The organism is Parasphingopyxis sp. (assembly GCF_028279465.1).
Lineage (GTDB): Bacteria > Pseudomonadota > Alphaproteobacteria > Sphingomonadales > Sphingomonadaceae > Parasphingopyxis.
Genome location: NZ_JANQNS010000008.1, coordinates 156,413 through 176,564 on the forward strand (window position 1 = coordinate 156,413; position 20,152 = coordinate 176,564).

At 56.3% G+C, this 20,152-nt stretch carries 18 protein-coding genes and 1 pseudogene; 10 read left to right on the forward strand and 9 right to left on the reverse strand.

Going from position 1 to position 20,152, the window contains the following annotated elements:
• Positions 1-10: 10 nt before the first annotated feature.
• On the forward strand, positions 11-226 hold the full coding sequence (locus tag Q0974_RS05015) for a hypothetical protein (protein ID WP_299323368.1): 216 nt from the start codon (positions 11-13) through the stop codon (positions 224-226).
• Positions 223-1,140, forward strand: a complete 918-nt coding sequence (locus Q0974_RS05020; RefSeq protein WP_299323370.1) for an NAD-dependent epimerase/dehydratase family protein — start codon at positions 223-225, stop codon at positions 1,138-1,140. Before Q0974_RS05015 ends, Q0974_RS05020 begins: the two co-directional genes overlap by 4 nt.
• A gap of 55 nt (positions 1,141-1,195) precedes the next feature.
• Here Q0974_RS05020 and Q0974_RS05025 read toward each other — a convergent pair whose 3' ends face one another.
• Positions 1,196-2,017, reverse strand: coding sequence for a sulfotransferase (locus tag Q0974_RS05025; RefSeq protein WP_299323725.1), 822 nt, complete (start codon positions 2,015-2,017; stop codon positions 1,196-1,198).
• Positions 2,018-2,168: 151 nt separating this feature from the next.
• Here Q0974_RS05025 and Q0974_RS05030 point away from each other — a divergent pair, with 151 nt between their 5' ends.
• The 5 genes and pseudogenes from Q0974_RS05030 to Q0974_RS05045 all read left to right on the forward strand — a co-directional run bounded on the left by Q0974_RS05030 (position 2,169) and on the right by Q0974_RS05045 (position 6,579).
• A complete protein-coding gene (locus Q0974_RS05030) occupies positions 2,169-2,591 on the forward strand; it encodes a hypothetical protein (RefSeq protein ID WP_299323373.1) in 423 nt (140 codons plus the stop codon).
• A gap of 3 nt (positions 2,592-2,594) precedes the next feature.
• Positions 2,595-4,079: a glycosyltransferase gene (locus Q0974_RS05035; protein ID WP_299323376.1), complete on the forward strand. Its 1,485-nt coding sequence runs from the start codon at positions 2,595-2,597 to the stop codon at positions 4,077-4,079.
• Positions 4,076-5,392 (forward strand): glycosyltransferase, encoded by a 1,317-nt coding sequence (locus tag Q0974_RS05040; RefSeq protein WP_299323378.1) that lies wholly within the window; start codon positions 4,076-4,078, stop codon positions 5,390-5,392. Before Q0974_RS05035 ends, Q0974_RS05040 begins: the two co-directional genes overlap by 4 nt.
• A gap of 170 nt (positions 5,393-5,562) precedes the next feature.
• Positions 5,563-5,718, forward strand: a pseudogene (locus Q0974_RS16275) (DUF4214 domain-containing protein); the annotation flags it as partial.
• Positions 5,719-5,748: 30 nt separating this feature from the next.
• A complete protein-coding gene (locus Q0974_RS05045; protein ID WP_299323380.1) occupies positions 5,749-6,579 on the forward strand; it encodes a class I SAM-dependent methyltransferase in 831 nt (276 codons plus the stop codon).
• A 96-nt stretch (positions 6,580-6,675) separates the two neighbouring features.
• Here Q0974_RS05045 and Q0974_RS05050 read toward each other — a convergent pair whose 3' ends face one another.
• A complete protein-coding gene (locus Q0974_RS05050; RefSeq protein ID WP_299323383.1) occupies positions 6,676-7,881 on the reverse strand; it encodes a hypothetical protein in 1,206 nt (401 codons plus the stop codon).
• A gap of 390 nt (positions 7,882-8,271) precedes the next feature.
• Between Q0974_RS05050 and Q0974_RS05055 the strand changes: the two genes are divergently transcribed.
• Positions 8,272-8,490 (forward strand): hypothetical protein, encoded by a 219-nt coding sequence (locus Q0974_RS05055; protein WP_299323385.1) that lies wholly within the window; start codon positions 8,272-8,274, stop codon positions 8,488-8,490.
• A 101-nt stretch (positions 8,491-8,591) separates the two neighbouring features.
• Positions 8,592-9,455 carry a sulfotransferase gene (locus Q0974_RS05060; protein WP_366943578.1) on the forward strand — a complete coding sequence of 288 codons (864 nt, stop codon included), beginning with the start codon at positions 8,592-8,594 and terminating at the stop codon, positions 9,453-9,455.
• A 119-nt stretch (positions 9,456-9,574) separates the two neighbouring features.
• On the opposite strand, the gene Q0974_RS05065 is transcribed toward Q0974_RS05060, so the two are convergent.
• The 7 genes from Q0974_RS05065 to Q0974_RS05095 form a co-directional block, all read right to left on the reverse strand.
• Positions 9,575-10,609 carry a hypothetical protein gene (locus tag Q0974_RS05065; RefSeq protein WP_299323388.1) on the reverse strand — a complete coding sequence of 345 codons (1,035 nt, stop codon included), beginning with the start codon at positions 10,607-10,609 and terminating at the stop codon, positions 9,575-9,577.
• 102 nt (positions 10,610-10,711) lie between these two features.
• Positions 10,712-11,770, reverse strand: coding sequence for a dTDP-glucose 4,6-dehydratase (rfbB, locus tag Q0974_RS05070; protein WP_299323389.1), 1,059 nt, complete (start codon positions 11,768-11,770; stop codon positions 10,712-10,714).
• Positions 11,767-12,627 carry a dTDP-4-dehydrorhamnose reductase gene (gene rfbD, locus Q0974_RS05075; RefSeq protein ID WP_299323390.1) on the reverse strand — a complete coding sequence of 287 codons (861 nt, stop codon included), beginning with the start codon at positions 12,625-12,627 and terminating at the stop codon, positions 11,767-11,769. Before rfbD ends, rfbB begins: the two co-directional genes overlap by 4 nt.
• Positions 12,624-13,172: a dTDP-4-dehydrorhamnose 3,5-epimerase gene (gene rfbC / locus Q0974_RS05080; protein WP_299323392.1), complete on the reverse strand. Its 549-nt coding sequence runs from the start codon at positions 13,170-13,172 to the stop codon at positions 12,624-12,626. The genes rfbD and rfbC overlap by 4 nt, the downstream gene beginning before the upstream one ends.
• Complete coding sequence (gene rfbA / locus Q0974_RS05085) at positions 13,169-14,065, reverse strand: glucose-1-phosphate thymidylyltransferase RfbA (protein WP_299323394.1); 897 nt, start codon at positions 14,063-14,065, stop codon at positions 13,169-13,171. Before rfbA ends, rfbC begins: the two co-directional genes overlap by 4 nt.
• 201 nt (positions 14,066-14,266) lie before the next feature.
• A complete protein-coding gene (locus tag Q0974_RS05090; protein ID WP_299323397.1) occupies positions 14,267-15,025 on the reverse strand; it encodes a sulfotransferase family 2 domain-containing protein in 759 nt (252 codons plus the stop codon).
• 189 nt (positions 15,026-15,214) lie between these two features.
• Positions 15,215-18,475 carry a glycosyltransferase gene (locus Q0974_RS05095; RefSeq protein ID WP_299323399.1) on the reverse strand — a complete coding sequence of 1,087 codons (3,261 nt, stop codon included), beginning with the start codon at positions 18,473-18,475 and terminating at the stop codon, positions 15,215-15,217.
• A gap of 446 nt (positions 18,476-18,921) precedes the next feature.
• Between Q0974_RS05095 and Q0974_RS05100 the strand changes: the two genes are divergently transcribed.
• Positions 18,922-20,145, forward strand: a complete 1,224-nt coding sequence (locus Q0974_RS05100; RefSeq protein WP_299323401.1) for a methyltransferase domain-containing protein — start codon at positions 18,922-18,924, stop codon at positions 20,143-20,145.
• The last annotated feature ends 7 nt before the right edge of the window (positions 20,146-20,152 follow it).

Genomic DNA, 20,152 nt, shown 5'->3' on the forward strand with positions numbered 1-20,152 from the left:
CCATCGAGACATGACGGATATCGTCACCGCGAAAAAAGTTGTTTTCCGTCGTGATGTGGTCGACGATGCGCGTGAAGCAGGGGGTATGTTGGTGAGATCGGTCAATACTATCGCATGGATTGCGCCGGGCGCGTATTTCGATCCCGACAGTCGGCGGCGGTTGCGGCCGATGTGCAGCTATTGCGATGGATTGAAAGCCGAATTGCGGGCGAACGCTGGAAAATGACAATTTATGTCACTGGCGCGTCCGGCTTTATCGGGTCCGCTATCGTTCGATATCTGGATCAACATGGCGGCGACGTTCGGGCGATTGCGCGCAAACCGTCTCCCGCATTGCCGGATGACGATTCGCGGCAGGTTCATACGTCCCACCTGTTCGATGGCGATTGGCTCGATGCCGATTGCACGGATGCGGCGATTATTCATTGCGCCGGATTGTCCGATCCGCGCATCAGCTTTGCCTCGCGCAACGAACTCTACGATAGGGAAGTCGGGCCGCATGTCGCGATGATGGAATCGCTGATCGCTCGAGGATGGAGAGGGCGGCTTATCTTCATATCGTCTGGCGGCACGGTCTATGGGGATACGGACAAGCTACCGATAAGTGAGAATGTGCTGCCGCAGCCGAAAAATGACTATGGCCTCTACAATCTGTTTCTCGAACAGGCCTTTGCGTTTCTGTCCCAAAGGTTCGGTACCGAGACAATTTCGCTGCGGGTGTCCAATCCCTATGGCGGTTTCGTGCGTAAGCCGGGCCAGGGCATTATTCCGATATTGATCGACGCGATCCTGGAGGACCGGACGATCGAACTGTTCGGCGACGGCAGTGCGTTGCGCGATTATATCGCCATGGACGATCTGTGCCGGGCCGTGAGACTGGCGGTGGATACCGATCTTTCGGACCCGAGCCTGACGCTCAATATCGGCAGCGGGCGCGGCGTATCCGTACGCGAGCTGATCAGCCATATCGAGGAGATGACGGGCCGCTCGATCAGAACGAGGCAGGTCGCGCTGGGCGCCAATGTGCATTCGAATATTTTATGTTGCGCGCGCGCGCGAGACCAGCTCGGCTGGTCCGCGGAAATCGCGATCGAGACCGGATTGGCTGAGATGCTGTGCGAGGCTGGCTTGATCGAGTAGATCAGGCCTTTCGGACTCGTTCGACCCGGCGGTCTGCTGCCGTTTGGTCTGGTGCCTAAGCGAAATAGTCTTCGAAACCGTAACCCAGGCGCTCGCCGACGTCTTCCGCGATGGAGGTGAAGACGGCCTTATCCTCATCGCTCCAATCCACTTCGCTCAGCTTGAGGAATTTCGTCAGATCGCGGTCAGGCGCGGCTTCCGGTCTCTGCGAGTGCAGATACGCTGCCATTTTGCCGATCACATCCTCATCAACGCCGATATATTCGCCGATCAACTTTGCAACGCTATCCGGGTCGGTGGCCAACTGGTGGAAATCGAACTCTACGAAATTTTCGTCAAGCTCATCCCGGATATCGAGCCAGGCGGCATTGGTGTCCGCCCATTCCCGCGTGTGATGGGCGATGTCCTTCTCGGGGAATTTCTTCAGCTTCGAATGTATATTGTCGACATGGCGGCGCGAGCAATGAATGAATTTCACATTCTTGTGGAATTTGTTCAGATCTGGCGCCGCTAGTATCGGCGTGATGGTTGGGGTTTTGTCGACGATGTATTCCGAGCCGATCTCTTCGACGAGATATCGCTCATATCCGTGGAACAAATGGCGCAGCAGAACGAAGGGGCGTAACTTGTAGAGTCCGTTCCCAGGCTCGTCATGGCCAAGGCCCGAACTATTGTGCCGGCGTATCGTAGCGATCATATCAACGAGTATGGGGGCCAGATGCCCCTCGCCATAACCTTTATACTGTGTTTCACCTAACGCGTTGCGGATGGCAGACGTGCCGGAACGCGTTGACCCCAATACATAAATTATCCCCGCCATCGAAGTTGACCCTTGTTTTGCGACCCTCTGCTTCTCGTTAGCATTATTCCGAAACATTGCCACGCCACCCATCCCCAAAAACGGTTCACGCTTGCAACTTACCGGGGATCGAATAAGCAGTAGAGAAGGAATCGGCACATCGGGGGATAAAGTTCTGAAGTCCGCGAGTTCTAAACAGGCGCGTGCGTGTGCGTTGGCGCGCGGTTTGATGGATATCGAAAAGTCCGACGACGATAGGGTCTCGGTCCCGACCGACGTTTTTCATTACATTGTTCAGCTAGCCGTCAAACCGTCATTCGATGAGGACGGCTATTTGTCTCGCTATCCCGATGTCGAGGCTGCCATCGCGCAAGGGGCTGTTCAATCCGGGTTTCACCATTTTGTCACCGCGGGCATCTATGAGAAACGTATTCCCTTCGCGTGTGAACTGGACGAAGACGATTATGCAAATCGCTATGAGGATGTCGTGAAAGCCGTCGAAGACGGACGTTTTGCCAGTGTCAGAGAGCATTTCTATTCTGTCGGCTTTCGAGAGGGCCGGCAGTTCAAGCTGCGGAATGACGAGTCTGAGTATGATGACAATTTCGGCTTGGACATACTCGCGGAATCGTTGAAGAAAGACGCCGCTTAAACCATGCCGAGCGAGTTCAAATTTCAGAATTATGCACAGGCGAATGCCGATCTACTCGATGTGTTCGGCGAAGACGAAGAATCTCTGAAACGACATTATGAGAAGCACGGTCGTGGCGAGTTACGAGGCGTGCAGGTCGATCGCTATTTTCAGATCGAGAATTTTTTCTGCTCCGACCAAGGCGATATTTTTATCGCGGGTTGGGCCGACCGCCGTATTATTCAAACGCTGCAGCTTCGCATGGAAGTTGGCTATCTAAGCTTCGATTTGGATACGGATGGCGTGTGCTGGTATGCTCGGCCGGATGTCGACGAAGTGCTTGGCAATCAAGGAGCGGCCAATGGCTTTATTGCGATTCTGAAAATTCCGGCCGAAGACAGCTTTTTTGTGCATTCCGAGGTCAATCTCTATCTGAGAAACTTCAAGGTCCATCAAGATCCCGCCAGTCGTTGGCTCTCGACTGGAAAATTCCTTGACCAGGCATTGGGTGCCTGCGCTGTTCTCGCGGCGCATCCGATTGGCGATACGCTTGCGATCGGAGCGCAACTCTATGACCGGATCGAACCGATCTGGAAAACGGTTCTGGCAAATCAGAAATTTGCCAAGATGGTCGATACAAGGGGCGATGCGGATGTCGATCAGAGCATTATCATCACGATATACAGGAAGCCGGCAATGTTGCTCGTGCAGCTCACTGAGCTCGCGGATTTCCTGAAAGAAGGCAGCGCCGAGGTTATCGTGGTTCTCAACCAGGTTCCGGACCCGGTCGGCCTCGTCAACAACGTGCTCGCATTCTGCCAAATCCACGATATCAGGCTCTCGCTATACGTCTGTACGGGCAATTCCGGTTTCTCTGGCGGCAATAATCATGGCGCCGAAGTGGCGCGCGGCGATACGCTGATTTTCATGAATCCCGATGTGTTTCCACCAGCCGAGGACAAGGAAGCCGCGCTCAATTTTCTAAAGACAGACCCCGGCGACGCCCTGCATGGCGGCCTTCTCTATTATGGCGAGGGGCTGCTCATGCATTCGGGCATGTATGTCGTCAGGGAAACGGTGATGAACTCCCGGTCCGGAGAGACAGGCAACGCCCTTCGTGTCGAACATTTCGGCAAGGGTCTGTCCCATCATATCGATGATGACGAAGCGGGACTCGATCGGGCCTTGATGAATGTGCGCAAAGACGCGTGCATCGTGAGCGCGGCGCTCTGGAAAGTCCGCAAGGATCGGTTTTGGGCGCTTGGCGGCCTGCCCACAGATTATATCTTTGCCTATTACGAAGACGCTGATTTCTGTCTGCGCTGGATCGCGGCAGGTGGCGATATCGTGGTCGATCGCGACGCGCGATGGATTCACCTCGAAGGGGTCGGCAAGGCCATGTCGCCCTCGGTCCGGTCCTTCATGTGGCTCAATCGCGTGCACTTTTCGAAGAAATTCGAGTCCTGCGATCAAGTAGTCGACATCGTTTCGGACCAGGCACTACTATGACGGATCGCCCCATCAAGTATTTAAGCGTCTCGCTGTATCATCCGCGCGTGATGCGTGGCGGCGCCCAGTTCGTCGCGAAGGATATTCATGACGCGGCGGTGCGCGATGCGAATTTCGATCCGGTTATGCTCGCTGGCATCGATGGTCAGATGTTCCCGCAATATGCCAAGGTCGGCTCCGCGATCACGGCTCTTCCGGATAGCGCCAACGAATACATATTGGCCGGCCAGAAATTCGACGATTTCTTCCACACGATCTACGATCAACGGCGCAACAAGGCGGTGGCCCGATTCCTCGAAGATCATCAGCCTGACGTCATTCATGTACATCATTCAATTTGGATCGGCCTCGAATTTTTGGAACTGGCCCGCAAGATCCTGCCCAACGTCAAGATCATCTACACGCTGCACGAATATGTCGCGATCTGTAATTCGCGCGGCCAGCTTTATCGTTATCACGAGAACGGCATCTGCAACGATTCATCACCGGATCAGTGCGTGAAATGCTTTCCTGACCGGTCTGCGGAAGAATTCATATTGCGGCGGCGCATGTTCAAGCGGGCCTTCGGTCTCGTCGATCATTTCATCGCGCCGTCCGCGTACCTTCGACAGCGCTTCGTCGATTGGGGCATTCCGAAAGACAATATTTCGGTCGTACCGAACGGTCATAAGAGCGTGCGGCCTGACGACTGGACGCCTAAGGCGAGCGCGTCGCTGAACGTCTTCGGTTTCTTTGGACAATTTGTCGATGCGAAGGGGATCGACATATTGCTGATGGCGGCGCGCGTAGCCGCTGACAGGGTCAAGGAGGATATCGAGGTCAAGATTTTCGGCGGGAATAAACAGCACGCGTCCGAAGACTATGTGGCGCGTATTGAAGCTATACTCGAAGACGCGCCCAAAAATCTCACGGTACGCGAAATGGGCTCCTATTCGCGGCGCAACGTGTTCGATCTCATGACCGGGATCGATTGGGCGGTCGTGCCCTCGGTATGGCCGGAAACCTTCGGATTAGTCGTGTCGGAAGCGTGGGATGCGCGCCGGCCCGTTATAGCGGCGCGCGCGGGCGGCCTCGACGACCGCATCGTCGACGGAAAGAATGGCCTGTCCTTTCCGCCAGGGTCGACCGAGCGGCTCGCCAACATTATCGAAGACTGTATCGGCAATGCGGACTTATGGGATCGCTTGCGATCCGGGATCAAGGATGAGATCACTGTAGATGCGGCCTGGCAGGCGCATGTGGACATTATTGAATCGCTCGGCGTGAAACGGGACCCTAAGGTAGTACAACTTGATTCGGCGGCGCGCATCTAATTGCCGCCGGCAGCACAGATAATCGGAGTGCCTGTAATCGTGGGCGTATCGCATAAGCGATGGCTGGACGATCATGGACATTCACTATCGTGATCGGGAGATCGCGATATATGTTTGGGTTTCACTATAGATATTCTCGCCGGTGAAACGGCGTCGACCTGGAGTAAAAAATGGCCAAAGTGCAGCATTCTTCCGAAGATCATATCAAGAGCTTGTATCAGTGCCTGCTTTTGCGGGAACCGCGGGAGAAAGAACTTAAACACTGGGCGTCCCAGCTCGATGAGCACGGCCTTTCGTTTGAAGATGTCTTTTACCGGATTCAGAATTCAATAGAGCGCTCCGCGCATAGCCATGTCGTGCCGGGCCATCCCCCCGGTCACTACTATTCGCCGATCGTGGATCCGGAGGCTATACGCGACCGGTTCAATATCGATCGCGGAAGGTCAATCGAAACGCTTCCCGCCCTCAATGTCAGCGCTGCCGAACTGCAAGAGCGGTTCCAGCAAGTCGCGCCGTTCATTGGAAAGCACAAATTTCCGGAGCACAAGACGGACGGTTTGCGTTACTATTACGACAACGGCTTCTTCCCGCTCGGCGATGCGGTCATGCTGAGTGCGATCATCGCGCACAACAAGCCGGCAAAGATTATCGAGATCGGATCGGGCTTTTCAACGGCTGCGATGCTCGACGCGATCGATCGGGATGGGCTCGATACGCGCGTCATGTGCGTCGAACCTTATCCCGCCCGATTGCGCGAAAATCTGACGGAAGACGACGCGAAAAAAGTCACGATTATCGAGAGTCCCGTCGAAGCAACGGATCCGGCGCTCTATTCCACTTTGGAAGCGGGGGACATTCTCTTCATCGATTCCACCCACGTTCTGAAAACCGGGAGCGATGTCTGTTTCGAACTGTTCGAGATTCTACCCGTCCTGAAACCCGGCGTGCTCGTGCATTTCCATGATATCCACTATCCGTTCGAATATACCGATAGCTGGGTATTTGAATTCCGGCGGTCCTGGAACGAGATCTACGCGGTCCGTGCATTCCTGATGTATAATGACAGATTCAAGATCGTGTTCTTCAACAATTATTTTGGAACGCATCATCGCGATCAGATGGCCGAAGCTTATGGCGAGCCGGTTCCGCAGACCGGCGGTGGCCTTTGGCTCGAGGTGCAGGCTTAGCTTGTCGAGAGGCCCGCGGCCGCGGATCGCAATGACAGATCGTTCTGATTCGGCGCCCCCCAAAGTCGGGCGCCGATCGGAAAAAGCGCGTATCGATCAAGCCGATTGTTTCAGCACGAAGCCTTTCGATCGAAGCGCGCCCAATGCCATATCCGCTTTTTCGGCTGCTTCTTTCCGCTCTTCGTTGAAGGCCAGCGCGCGCGATCCGGCGCTATCGAATGCGCGATCATCCTGCTCGCTGAGCCATAGCGCCTTGATGAAAATAGACCGGTTCTCATCGGAATTCTCGGGTTCGGTGCCTGCCGGCGCTGTGCTGAGTCCGGCGCGCTTCTCATATCTTTTCAGCTCATCGCTCAACGCTTCGGCTACGGCGTGGATCTGATCGGCCGAAAAAACGAACTGGTCATCCCGATTTTCATTGGAAAACCGCGCGATATAGTCCTCGGCTTCGCCGGGCCGCGGATGCTCTTCCGCCGGCACCAGTTCGAGATATTCGGGATCTTCCATTTCGCTATGCATGCGCTCGAGAAAGACAGTCAGCTCGTCGCGCGATAGCGGCGGCGTTTCGGACTTGATATCCGGCAAAGCGTGACAAAGCGGGTCGCTGACAAATCGCCGCGCCAGGCCGCCGAAATGTGCGTTGAAAATAAGCTGCAGTTTCAATTCTGAATTGGTCAGCGAGCGGTTGATATTATTCACCGGGGGCCGCGGCAGTGAGCCCGACACCAGCCCAAGCCAGTTCTCGAACGTTGCGAGCAAATTCTTCTTGTGCCGCGTGTAATTGAGGACAGTTGTGTCTGCGCCGCATTTGCGAAGTTGACGAAGCACGGTCTTCGTCTCCGAAGGATAGCGGTAGGACTGCATGAAATCAGCCAGTGTGCCGGTGAAACCGCCGCGTTTGACGCGTTGCTGGTAACCGGAAACGACATGATCGACCGGATCACGCAAATACACGAGTGTCTTGATCTCGGCGTCAGGACATTCGGCGGAAATGCGATCGAGGAAGCCAGAGCCTTCTCTGACCAAGAGCTGAAAAATCGACTCGCTGGAAATCAACCAGCCGGGCAGGTCCGATTGGCGGCCTCTCTCGATGAGTGCGGTGAATGCTCCAGGCTTCGGATAGAAATTTCCGGACGTTATGAGGCCGTTTCGCGCCTTTTCCGATTCGGTTTCGTCGATCGGATAATGGATCTTATGATCCGCGAGCGTCTTTTCCGCATTCGCCAACGACGACTGAATGAAACTGGAGCCGGTCTTCGGACTGCCGATATGTAAATAGATTATCTTCGGCGAATTACGCATCGTGATCCATTGGCAAGAATGGTGATTATGGCACGAGTCTATCGAGCCTTGGCTCCGATATCTACAACGGGCATTCTTAGCGCGTTACTCGAAATACTATTGTCCGTGAAGAATGATTTACCGGGCACGTGATACCAACCTGACGCCATGCCGATGGACGTGGCCATAGCCATGATTTGGCGCGGATCACACACTTCCATGATAGGCACCATATGTTCCCGGTACCACTTTCGGATCCTTATGCTTTGGCGTCGGCAAGGGTGTTTCAGCCGGGCTGGTGACTGAATTCGATATTCGTCGTCTACACCGGATTTTCGCGGTTTTTTGCGCGTTGCAATTTCAAAAACGCTTGGTTAGAACTCCCATGAATTTACGCTTAGGAGTACAACAATGGCCGAAAAAATTGAATTGACCGACGCTGATAAAAAAGCCCGTCCTGCACTCGCGCGCGCCCTTTGGTCCGCCGAGCAGGGCGACAAGAAATTTGATGATCAGACCGCGAAGCAGGAAGCCTATCAGGCCGAAAAAGCGCCCTTCGTTCAGAAGGCGAACAAGGTGCTGCGGCAGCTGAAGTCGCGTGGCGTCAGCCTGGTTCAGGAAGAATCGTAAGCCGGCTTGGCAGCCCTATAAAATCGGTGGATTGGTGCGGTCACCGCTGCCGGACTGGAGATTGAATCTGATCCCGGCATTGCAACCTGTCGGTCGTGGCCATGACCAATAAGCTCGATTTCATTGTGTTCGGTATGCCGCGCGGTGGTACGAGTGCCACCGCGCGCTACCTTTCCGCGACCCAGCATATCCATTGCGGCGTCGAGGTCTTTCCACCCAATATCGATCATTCGGAGATTTCGGTTCCCGACGCGTTTATCGCGTTCGAGCACGATCGATGGCGGTCGACATCCAAGGACGAAGTCCTTTCCAGAGGAGACGAGATTCGGTTCTTCGGCAACAAAACGCCCAACTATTACAATCGGTTGAATGGCATTCTTGCCGAACTCGATAACTGTCCGGCGATCAGCTGCGTTCGCGACCCTTTTGCGGTTGCCCGCTCGTACAACGCCCGGGCGGCGAACCGTAAGGACCCATGGCAGAAAGGGCGGCGCGGCGTATTTGCCATAATGGATACTATTTCGCTCTTGCGCGCTTTGGTGCACGCACCGGACGACGCCAATATCTTGATCGCGCCGCACCAGTGTCTGCTCGACGACTGGCGTTCGGCAGTGAAGCGGATGGCGGAGCATGTCGCGCCCGCAGTCCCCACCGCATTCGAAAAATCTCGTGTCATGCGGATCAACCAGATCAAGCGGAAGCAGGGCAGGAAAGTCAAAACCGAACTGCAGGACTTTGAAGCCGAACTGGTCGGTGATCTGGTCGACAGCGGATTTTCTGCTCTTTTCGACTCAAAAACGCATCTGCTGTTGAGCGATGTGAAGGGTCAGATCGAGGATATTCTGAGCCAGTTTGAGGAGCGTGGCCTCGCTGGCGTGGACGAAGCTGTGTCCCTCTATGGAGAGGACGATGTCGTCAATTATTATAAACGCTGGCACAATATAACGCAGCGCCTCGACGATTAGACACAAGGCATTCGCGCGACTCAAACCGTTTGTCTTGCACCTTTAGTTCAACGACATAGATGCATGCGCCGGTATCGACTCTTAGCCTTCTATCGGTCTGAGCTCCTGCGCTGAGTCCCTTATTCGTTTTCCTCCGCTGAAACCCGGTCGAGTTTCTCTTCCAACTCTACGACTTGTTCCTGCAGCGCATAGATCATCTGCAGGAGCAAACGGTTCATTTCCCAGTCCGAGGCTTTTCTCGGCTTGTCCTCGGGTTGGTGAAATTCGAGCGCGGGCTCGCCGCGCTCTGTCAGCAGCGTGTTGACATATTCGAGATCGTCGGCCTGGCTGTCCTGAAACTTCTGAAGCTGCTCAACCGACGGCAAGAGATCTTCAATCGGCAGGCAGCTGCGATCTTCATTCGGCATGATGCCCAACCGTCTGCCGGTATCCAGAAACTCCGTGGGCATCACTTGGCCGGCAAACTTGTTGTTGAACACCGCCCATGCGGCGAGAACGGCATTGGACGGCGCGACATTGGCCCGGATGGTTGGTACGGGTTCCAAGCCCGCCAGCTCAAAAAAATGAGCCGCGACATCATCGATGGCGTCGAAATTATAGGTTTCGATATTCGGAAACAGACGCGCCCATCTCGCCAGGGACTCGCTATACCCCGTTATGCTATCAGGCGCCCATTCGTCGAAGCTCTTGATACGCCCGCGATACGGCTTGAACTTGATCGCATTCTGGACATAGACGCTCCGTGCCCATTTATCATGGCGGCGAACATAGCAGACCGGTCGAACAGCAACGCCATCGTCCGCTAATCGCTTGATAATGTGGATGATCCGGCCGTGCCGGGTCAAAAAGGCCTCATTGCTCCAAATGACCTGGCGATAGCCTTTCCGGCCGAGCTGTTCGAGCTTGTCGCGCATGAAAGTATAGACTTCGTCGTCGACGCGTTCAGGCTCTTTGGTCCGGAAATATTTTTGCGGCGCACGATTTACCGACCAGTCGAACTGACCCTCTTGCGTCAACTGTTCCAGCATTAATCCGGCGTAACGGCAGTCCTGCGCGATGAGCGCCTTCGCGTTGTGCCTGAGCGTGAACTGGATCGATGTCGAACCGGTTTTTCCGGCGCCGATATGCAGCAATAATTCAGGCGTGTCTGACATTCATGTTCCTATCGCATCGATCATGCTACCTATACGATTCTTCGCACTGCACAACCGGTCTAGTAGATGCAGCTCACCATCGCGGCGGGATCGGCGTACGACTCAGGCCTTCGCCAGTACCGCCTGCCACCAGTTTTCATTGTCCAGATACCAGTCGATCGTTTCCGCGAGTCCCTGTTCGAACGTGCGCGCGGGTTTGTAACCGAGTTCGCCGGCGATCTTGCGTTCGTCGATGGCATAGCGGCGATCGTGGCCGAGCCGGTCTTCGACATGGGTTTTCAGGGTTTCGCTGGGTTTGCCATTGGCGGCGGCAGCGTCGGGAAAGGCTTCGGCGATACCGGGCTTCGTCTCGAATGCCTGATCGACTGCCGCGCATATCGTGTCGATCACGGCGAGATTGGGCATCTCCGCCCCGCCGCCGATATTGTAGACTTCGCCGCTCCGGCCATTCGAGATGACCAGGTCTATGCCCATGCAGTGGTCCGTCACGTGCAGCCAGTCGCGCCGTTGCTGTCCGTCGCCATAAATCGGCAAATTCTTCCCGTGCAGCGCGTTGAGGATGAACAGTGGGATCAGCTTTTCGGGATATTGATAGGGCCCGTAATTGTTCGAACAGTTCGACGTCGTGACCTCGAGGCCATAGGTGTGGTGATAGGCGCGTACGAGATGGTCGGACGCCGCTTTCGAGGCCGAATAAGGCGAATTGGGCGCATAGGGTGTCGTCTCGCTGAAACCCGGATCGTCGGGGCCGAGGCTGCCATAGACTTCGTCGGTCGAGACATGGTGGAAGCGATGGGGACGCCCGCCGCCCGCGTCGAGCCAATGCGCCTTGGCAGCTTTCAGCAGCGACAGGGTGCCGATGATGTTGGTGTCGATGAACACGTCGGGACCGTCGATCGAGCGATCGACATGGCTTTCGGCGGCGAAATGGATGATGCGATCGACGCCGCGATTGCCGACAAGTTTATACACCATGTCGAAATCGCGAATATCGCCTTCGATAAAGTCGATGCCTTCGACCCCGTCCAGGCTTTCCCGGTTGCCCGCATAGGTCAGCGCATCGAGCACGATGACTTCGTCTTCGGGATGGTGCGCCCGCCAGTGCCGCACGAAATTCGCTCCAATAAAACCGGCGCCGCCGGTGATGAGGATAGTATTCATGAAAGGGCCTTTTGCTGGTCAAGCATGTTGCGCAGTTCGTCGCGCCAGTTCTTTGCCGGTCCGGTTATCGCATAGGTCGCCGTGCAGTCGAGCAGGCTCATGGCCGGGCGGGCGGCTGGCGTCGGATATTCGGCAGTAGTGATCGGGTGGACGGTGCAGCCGTCGATCATGCCCATCGCCCGCGCTTGCTCCTCGATCGCCATCGCGAAGCCATGCCAGCTCGTTTCGCCGGCATCGGTATAATGGAAAACACCCTGAGCCTCGTTGCCGACGAGCGCCCACAATGCGCGGGCGAGACTGTCGGCATGGGTCGGCGCGCCGATCTGATCTGCGACGACGTTGAGTTCGTCGCGCTCGGCCATCAGCCGCAACATGGTCACTACGAAATTCGCGCCGCCCGCGGCGTAGACCCAGGCGGTCCGCACGATCAGCGCGTCGGGCAGGATCGCCTGCACCGCCTCTTCGCCGGCGAGTTTGGATCGGCCATAGACGCTAACCGGGCCGGTGGGGTCATCCGGGCGATAGGGCCGTTCGCCCGTGCCGTCGAACACATAATCGGTGGAGACATGGACCAGCCGCGCGCCCACATCATTACAGGCTTGCGCGATATGACCGGGCGCCTCGGCATTGACGTGGAAGGCAGTATCCGTTTCGCTTTCTGCCTTGTCGACGGCCGTATAGGCGGCCGCGTTTATCACGATATCGGGCTTGGTTTCCTCGATCGCCGCCGCAACCGCATTGGGCGAGCAGATATCGAGCTCTTCCTCGGGGAAACTTTCCGCCGCAACGTTCTCGGGGAGGGTCGCCCGCAAGGCGCGGCCCAGCTGGCCGCCCGCTCCGAAAATCACGGTTTTCACGGATACAGCTCTGCGTCTTTAAACCATTTGCCCTTGGCATCCTTGTCCGAAACATCTGGCGTTTCGCCGGGTGCAAGCGGCCAGTTGATCCCGATATCGGGATCGTCCCAGCGGATCGACCGGTCATGTTCGGGCGCGAAATAATCGGTGCATTTGTAGAGAAAATCGGTGTCGTCTTCGAGCGTCAGAAAGGCGTGACCGAAGCCCGGCGGCACCCAAAGCATATGCTTGTTCTCGGCGCTGAGTTCGAACGCGACATGTTTGCCGAAAGTCGGCGAGGATTGTCTGAGGTCGACGGCGACATCGAGCACGGCCCCGCTCGTCACGCGGACAAGCTTACCCTGGGGCTGCTGGACCTGATAGTGGATGCCGCGCAAGACACCCTTGGCGGACCGGCTGTGATTGTCCTGCACCCAGGGCCCCGCTATCCCATACTCGGCCATCGCGTTTTCGCGCCAGCTTTCGAAAAAGAAGCCGCGATCGTCGGCGAACACCTTCGGTTCGATCAGCTTGACGTCGGGTATGTCGGTATCGACGACCTTCATGTGCCGGGCTTCCCGGCGATCTCCAGCAGATATTCGCCATATCCGCTTTTCACCAAGCCATTGCCCAGGTCACGCAGCTGATCCCGGTCGATGAACCCCTTGTACCAGGCGACTTCCTCCGGGCAGCAGATTTTGGTGCCCTGCCGTTCTTCAACGATGCGCACGAACTGGCTCGCATCGGTCAGCGCGCCATGGGTGCCTGTGTCCAGCCAGGCAAAGCCACGGCCCATCATTTCAACGTTCAGCGTACCCGCTTCCAGGTAGAGCCGGTTAAGGTCGGTGATTTCGAGCTCGCCGCGTGCGGATGGCTTGAGCGAGGCGGCCATTTCGCAGACATTCTCGTCGTAGAAATAGAGCCCGGTCACCGCATAATGGGATTTCGGCTTGTCCGGCTTTTCTTCGATCGTCTCCGCGCGCCCTTCATCGTCGAACGACACAACGCCATAGGCCTCGGGGTTGCTGACCAGATAGCCGAAGACGCTGGCGCCATCGCGCCGGCTATCGGCGCTGAGCAGGAGCGGTTCCAGCCCATGACCGTAAAAGATATTGTCGCCGAGGATGAGCGTCGAAGGCGCATTGCCGACAAAGTCCCGCCCGATGATAAAGGCTTCGGCCAGGCCGTTGGGGTCAGGCTGTACGGCATAGTGGAGTTCGATCCCCCACTGGCTGCCATCCCCGAGCAGATTCTGGAACTGTGCCTGATCATGCGGCGTTGTGATGATCAGAATTTCGCGAATACCCGCCAGCATCAACGTGCAGAGCGGATAGTAGATCATCGGCTTGTCGAACACCGGCATCAATTGCTTGGATACCGCGATGGTTAGCGGATGAAGCCGCGTCCCCGAACCGCCCGCAAGAATGATCCCGCGCCGCGCGGGCATATGCTCAGTCATGCCTGAATCCGATCATTCTTCCGTTGGCGTCTTTGCGATTTGCTGTGCGAGGCGGAGGCGGTCCGAATCCCACGACTACGGCGTAATCGCATACCATGTTGGAGAATGTTCGCAATTGTCTACACCGAGTGGCCTCGCGACGCTGCCAACCAGCGCAACGGGCCGCATCACAGCCAATGTTGCCAGGACAGATACGCCAGTCTAGCCGCTATCGGTTTTCTGTTCGGCGGCGATCTTCAAATAGCGATCGGCGATCGTGTAATATATCGCCAGATCCGCGAAATTGGCGCGAACAAGCCTTTCGAAGAGTGCATCGCCGAGTTCGGTCTGAATGGCGGCGATCCGGGCAGTCACGCTTTCGCTACCGTCAGACGTGGCGTTCTTACGGGCCAATAGCGGTTCGAAATCGTGAATATGGGGTTTGAGCTTCGCGACCAATATGTCGATCGACAAGACGTATTCCTCGACAAGTCCGACAAAGGGGAGTTGGCGGAGCGCGTTTTGCGCGCGTTCCAGCGGCACATCGCTGCCGCCGCAGTGGCAATATGCCAATCGGGTAGTCTGGAAATTCCATGCCTGTGTAGCGTTCTCCTGTTCCAGCATCGCGCTTATGTATCCGCTGAAATCTGTCGATCGCGCCAATCGAGCCCCATGTGTGTCCGCGTCCTGCTTGCTCTCGAACGCATAGGCGGATTTGAGCCGGAGGATCGGATGTCGGACGAACAGGATTGGAAATATCTCGACCGACTCGATCTCCGGAACCGGCATCAGAGCTGTATGGGATGACAAGGCCTTTATGTGTGGCCGTTCGACCAGAAACTGGCGTACGGCGTCGCAATTACTCTCGCTGCCGCGGGTTTCAAATTCCTGCTCGACCCAGGCCTCGCCAAAATTTGCCTTGAGCATCGCATCGACCGACGTGCCGGCATTTTTGAACAGATGGTAGTGAAGCAGGATCATCGGATAGCCTCGGATGCGTGCCGGAAACCGGCATCTCCTATGCCAAAAAGGTCCTTCACAAAAGTTTTCACTGTGCCGATCGGTGAATAATCACTCATTCTCCGGACGGGAGGCCCCGATCTGCAATCCCGAGAATTCGGGCGATCCGACTGTCTTATATGCTTTATTTCAGCGGCTTAGGCAGTGAGTTTATACGTAAATGTCGACGGCACTCACGATATCTCGCATCTCCTTGCTGCCGCGCTCGAAGGAGAAATTGGCGTCAACAAATTCGAGGGCATTATCACGAATTTTCTGCCAGAGTTGCTCGTCGGTCTGCAGCAATTCGATCGCTTCGACCCATTCCTGCGGGCTGTTGGCGATCAGGCAATGGTCCATATGTCTGAGCGCCATGCCTTCGGCGGACACGTTCGAAAGGATCGTCGGTATGCCATGCGCCATCGCCGAGATCACCTTGCCCTTGATCCCGGCGCCGCTCGTGAGCGGTGACGCGAATATCCGGTGGTGCGCATAGGCGTCCGCGATATCTTCGATAAAGCCCTCGATGTCGACGCCTTCCTGGGACAGAGCCTGCGCCTCCTTGTCCCAGCCTGAACCGTATACATGAAGCCTGTTCTTTGCGTCTGGCTCGTGCAGTATCGGCACGATGGATTCGGCGAAATAATGCACCGCGTCCACATTGGGCGGATGGCGATAACTGCCGACAAAACACAGGCCCGACCGCTCCTTGAAAGTCGCATCGCCGGGATTTGTTTCCTGCACCCAGGGGAGCAGCTTGACCTTTGCGGCACTGCCGACCAGCGCGCGCATCATTTCGACCTCGAGATCGCTATAGCTGAGCGCCATATCGGTGCGCTTGATAACAGCGAGTTCCGCATCTCGTACCCGGTGCGCATTCTCCTCGGCCTCCGCATCACCGGCGAACAGAGACTTACGCATTTCGCGCAGGAAATGGAGGTCCATAATGTTGAGTACGAGCTTAGCCTGCGGCGCATATTTCCGGATCGGGTCGATCAGCGGTTCGAGCGTGGTGTAGTTGCAAACATAGACCATATCGAATTCGGAACCGCGCTGGATCAGAAAATCTTCGACACTGCTCGCAAAGGGCGCATGGATGCATTCGATACCCTGCCGGTACAGATCTTCGTTGTAGCGCCCCATATAGGCGCAGTTGCCTGGCAGATGCGTTACTTTCATGCCCAGCGACTGGAGCATCCTCATTTCCTGCAAGAGCGCGAAGCTGCCGGCATCATGATCCGGGCGCGCCAGGGTCCAGCTGATGACCAGCGCGCGGCCGCTTGCCGTGCGGTCCTTCTGTAAATCTTCCCGATCCCATTCGTCGCCATGTGCGGCATAGGCTTTCGCCCAGCGCTGTTTGAACTTGGGGTGGTTGATTTTCTGAAAGCGCTTGAGGCCGGTATTGGTATCGGTGTCGACGCCGTTGGAAACGCCCTGAACATGATAGACTTTGGATGGCGCGCAATAGATGGTTCGCAGGCCCAGTTCGCGCACAGCGAAACTGTACCAGGTGTCCTCGAAATAAGCGGGTCGCAGTGAGTCCTCGAAACCGCCAATCTCATTCCACACTTCGACGGGCGTCATCAGCGCGGCGCCCGACAGATAATCCGCGTCGCGCGAATAGGTGAAGCGCGGGTCAAGCGCGTTCTTTCCGCGGCCGTAATTCGCCGGCGTGCCGGTGTTCCAGACGATGCCGCCCGCGTCCTGCAGACGCCCGTCCGGGAAGAGCAGTTTGGACGCCGCTGCGCCGGTGCCCGGGAAAATCTCGAACACCTTGACCAGCTCGTCGATCCAGCCAGCCGTCGTTTCAACGTCGTTGTTGAGGAACAGCAGATATTCGCCCGAAGCGTGGTCCGCGCCGTCATGGCAGGCATCGATAAAGCCGCCTGCCGCCTCGCGGGAGACCACCGTTATCCCTTTATGCTCGGCGAGCCGCTCCGCTGTATCGTCCGGCGAACCATCATTCACGACGATCAGTTCGAATTCGACATTATTGCGGGCGAGCAGTAGCGAGCAAAGACAATGGAACGTCACCGAATATTTGCCATGCACCGGGATGATAACGCTGACGAGCGGTTCTTTCGGCTGCTGGAACTCCAACGGGAAAAAGTCGGTATTATTCTCGAAACCGCGCGTGATGACGTCCCTGATACGCGGCAGGGACTGCATCAGCCATTTGTCCTGCGTCGAGAGCCGGTCGAGTTTGGCAAAATATTCCAGCTGGCTTTCATAGGCGCGCATCCATTGATTTGCGCGCGGCGAAATCCGGCGTTCGAAGGGCGGCATGCAATAGGTTTCGATTGCCGACCATGGTGTGGCGTTGTCGGCGATGATCGAACAATCGCGCGCCATGACCTTGCCGGTCTTATAGTCGCTCACCTCAATGACGTGATAGTTGTCGTCCAGATAGTGGGTCGGCATGGTAAACAAGAAAGTCCGGAACCCTTCGAAGCTCCGAACGGATTTCGTGCCGATGGTTTCGCCGTCAATCCGGACAGCGATCGTTCCGAAAAACTGCCGGACCTTGATCTTCAGGGTCGGCGTTTCGATCGCAAAAACCTGCGCGACCGGCGATCCCTTCGGTTTCGGAACGTCATATTCCAGCAACGGGGCGGCATTTTGGTCGTCCCGCAATATGATCTTCGATAACGGCCGATCCATGGCGCGAAGGCTGGTATCAGCGACATAGACCGGGCGGTTCGGATCGGCAATAAACCTGCGTATCGGGTCGAGGTCGACGGGATCGACGCTCCATTCCGGGTCCAGGAATTCGGTGCCGCGCATCAAAGTTGGTTCGGCTATCCGGAATTCGATCTCTCCGTGATCCGTGTCTACGGCTTCGATCGACAGACGGATAACGAAAAGCATATACTGTGCTCCGGGAGGCGCGACTGCCTGAACTGATACGGCCTCGACAAAGCCGTTCGCATCCTCACCGGGAACGGTCGCAAATTCATGCGCTTCCGCGCCGATAATCGCGTCATTCGCATCTCGAAACTCGAGCGCCACCTTTACGCTCGCGGGTTTGTTTCGAAGCGGACCGTCAATCTGGCACCGGCAACTCAACTGGCACTTTTCGCCGGCGGTGACCGGGATGTTTTTACCCCAGACCGGATCGGCATAGATCAGGAAGAGGCGCCCCTGTCGCGCGTCCTTCCCGACCGTAATAACGGATTTCAGCGCTCGACCGCTTGTCGGTGCAACAACGCTGTCTTTCTCGGCCGCCGGAGATGTGGCAACATTTTCAAAACCCTGAAAGCTTGTCCGCCAGTGTGTATCGCCGTCCCGGAAAGCGGGATCCTCGATCAGATTGACCGATTGAAGCAATTCGCCCGTGTTGCTCAGTTTCCGCGTTTCGCCCATTCCTTCGGCGATCGGATTATCGCCGTTCCAGTCTGCGGGGCTCGCGAAGAAAAACTTCCCATCGCGCATGTGTAGCAATTCCCAAGCCGAATCTGTTCCGGTTGCTTCTTGCTCAGCGGTTGCTCCGGTTTCGGTGGGTGCAGTTGACATCGGTTGAGGCCCTTCGTCTGCTTTTCCGGTTTCATTGTCAGATTCAGGCGCGAGATACTTGCGTACCCGTGACCAAGCCGATTGGTCTTTCCGCTGTTCGGTCATGGATTAAGTCCTTTAAGCCGATACATATTTGGTCGCGTCGAAGCGCTATTTCAATAGCATCATATTGTGATGGTTTAGCAAAAATCGCGATCATCCTTAGCGGATTGATACGGACATATTGGCGCTTGCGCCGTTTACTCGATTTCGGTCACCAGATATGCGGTGGTCATCCGACCGACCAGCCGTAACGAACGAGATTGATCATGCATGCCAGTTCGATGGAAAATATGCGTGAATGCCATCGCCGATACGCTGCGGACATGGTCGCAAAAGCCTCGTCGCCGCTTAAAATCGTCGATATCGGCGGCGCCGATGTTAACGGTTCTTATGCCGATTTGTTCGGCAAGCCCGACTTCGACTATCTAGCCGTTGATCTGGAGCCGGGTCCCGGGGTCGGCGTGGTGCTAGACGACCCCTATGCGCTGCCCTTCCCGGACGATGCTTTCGATCTCGTGATCTCTGGCCAGATGCTCGAACATTGCGAGATGTTCTGGCTATCGTTCGCGGAGATGATGCGCGTTACGAAGTCCGACGGCTATCTCTTCTTGATCGCGCCGTCTTCGGGTCCGATCCATCGACATCCGGTGGATTGCTACCGCTTCTATCCGGACGCGTATCGCGCGCTCGCCAAATATGCCGATTGCCATCTCGTCGATCTGTGGCGAGATCGCCGCGGTCCGTGGAATGACCTCGTCGGCATATTCAGCAAGACGAAACAGAAGGCCAAACGTCCGAAGACGTCAGACGATTCGGCCGCAAAGGCGATAAACAACCGCTTCGTTGGCAGTCGGCCTCCGCCAGAGCTGAGTGCGGCGCAGGGCGAATCTCGATATCTCGACGTTCTGGCAATGCTGCACAAGGAGCTGGAGCCGCAAAGCTATCTCGAAATCGGTGTCCGCGAGGGTAAGAGCCTGGCGCTGGCGGACTGCGAAGCCGTCGGTGTGGACCCTGATCCGGATGTCACGGCAACACTCTCAGAAAAGGCCGAAATCGTCCGCCAGACGAGCGATGATTTTTTCGGGTGGAAAGAACATCCGATACTCGAGGCGCAGCCCGATCTTGTGTTCATTGACGGCATGCATCTATTCGAGAATGTGCTGCGAGACTTCATGCATGTCGAAGAAATCGCAGGGCCGCACACGCTCGTCGTGATCGACGACGTTCTGCCGAATCTTGCCGAACAGGCGACGCGGGAGCGGAATACCGGTGCTTGGGCCGGTGATGTCTGGAAAATATATGACTGCCTGAAACGCTTTCGACCGGACCTTCAACTGACCCTGGTGAACTCGTGGCCGACCGGCTTGCTGGTCGTTGGACGTTTGAAACCGAAAAATCGGATGCTCTGGCAGAAATACAATCCGATAGTTGGCCAATATGTACATAACGATCGGCCGCCGCCAGAAACCGTGTTGAATCGGACAGGCGCCATCTCGCCGAATGGTGAGGAATTTCTAACTATTCTGAGATCGCACAAAAGGGCCTAATGAAAAA

Bases quoted from the DNA above. Each gene is read 5' to 3' on its own strand.
- Q0974_RS05015 (WP_299323368.1), top strand. From the start codon at position 11: ATGACGGATATCGTCACCGCGAAAAAAGTTGTTTTCCGTCGTGATGTG.
- Q0974_RS05020 (WP_299323370.1), top strand. From the start codon at position 223: ATGACAATTTATGTCACTGGCGCGTCCGGCTTTATCGGGTCCGCTATC.
- Q0974_RS05025 (WP_299323725.1), bottom strand. From the start codon at position 2,017: ATGTTTCGGAATAATGCTAACGAGAAGCAGAGGGTCGCAAAACAAGGG.
- Q0974_RS05030 (WP_299323373.1), top strand. From the start codon at position 2,169: ATGGATATCGAAAAGTCCGACGACGATAGGGTCTCGGTCCCGACCGAC.
- Q0974_RS05035 (WP_299323376.1), top strand. From the start codon at position 2,595: ATGCCGAGCGAGTTCAAATTTCAGAATTATGCACAGGCGAATGCCGAT.
- Q0974_RS05040 (WP_299323378.1), top strand. From the start codon at position 4,076: ATGACGGATCGCCCCATCAAGTATTTAAGCGTCTCGCTGTATCATCCG.
- Q0974_RS05050 (WP_299323383.1), bottom strand. From the start codon at position 7,881: ATGCGTAATTCGCCGAAGATAATCTATTTACATATCGGCAGTCCGAAG.
- Q0974_RS05055 (WP_299323385.1), top strand. From the start codon at position 8,272: ATGGCCGAAAAAATTGAATTGACCGACGCTGATAAAAAAGCCCGTCCT.
- Q0974_RS05060 (WP_366943578.1), top strand. From the start codon at position 8,592: ATGACCAATAAGCTCGATTTCATTGTGTTCGGTATGCCGCGCGGTGGT.
- Q0974_RS05065 (WP_299323388.1), bottom strand. From the start codon at position 10,609: ATGTCAGACACGCCTGAATTATTGCTGCATATCGGCGCCGGAAAAACC.
- rfbB (WP_299323389.1), bottom strand. From the start codon at position 11,770: ATGAATACTATCCTCATCACCGGCGGCGCCGGTTTTATTGGAGCGAAT.
- rfbC (WP_299323392.1), bottom strand. From the start codon at position 13,172: ATGAAGGTCGTCGATACCGACATACCCGACGTCAAGCTGATCGAACCG.
- rfbA (WP_299323394.1), bottom strand. From the start codon at position 14,065: ATGACTGAGCATATGCCCGCGCGGCGCGGGATCATTCTTGCGGGCGGT.
- Q0974_RS05090 (WP_299323397.1), bottom strand. From the start codon at position 15,025: ATGATCCTGCTTCACTACCATCTGTTCAAAAATGCCGGCACGTCGGTC.
- Q0974_RS05095 (WP_299323399.1), bottom strand. From the start codon at position 18,475: ATGCGCGATGGGAAGTTTTTCTTCGCGAGCCCCGCAGACTGGAACGGC.
- Q0974_RS05100 (WP_299323401.1), top strand. From the start codon at position 18,922: ATGGTCGCAAAAGCCTCGTCGCCGCTTAAAATCGTCGATATCGGCGGC.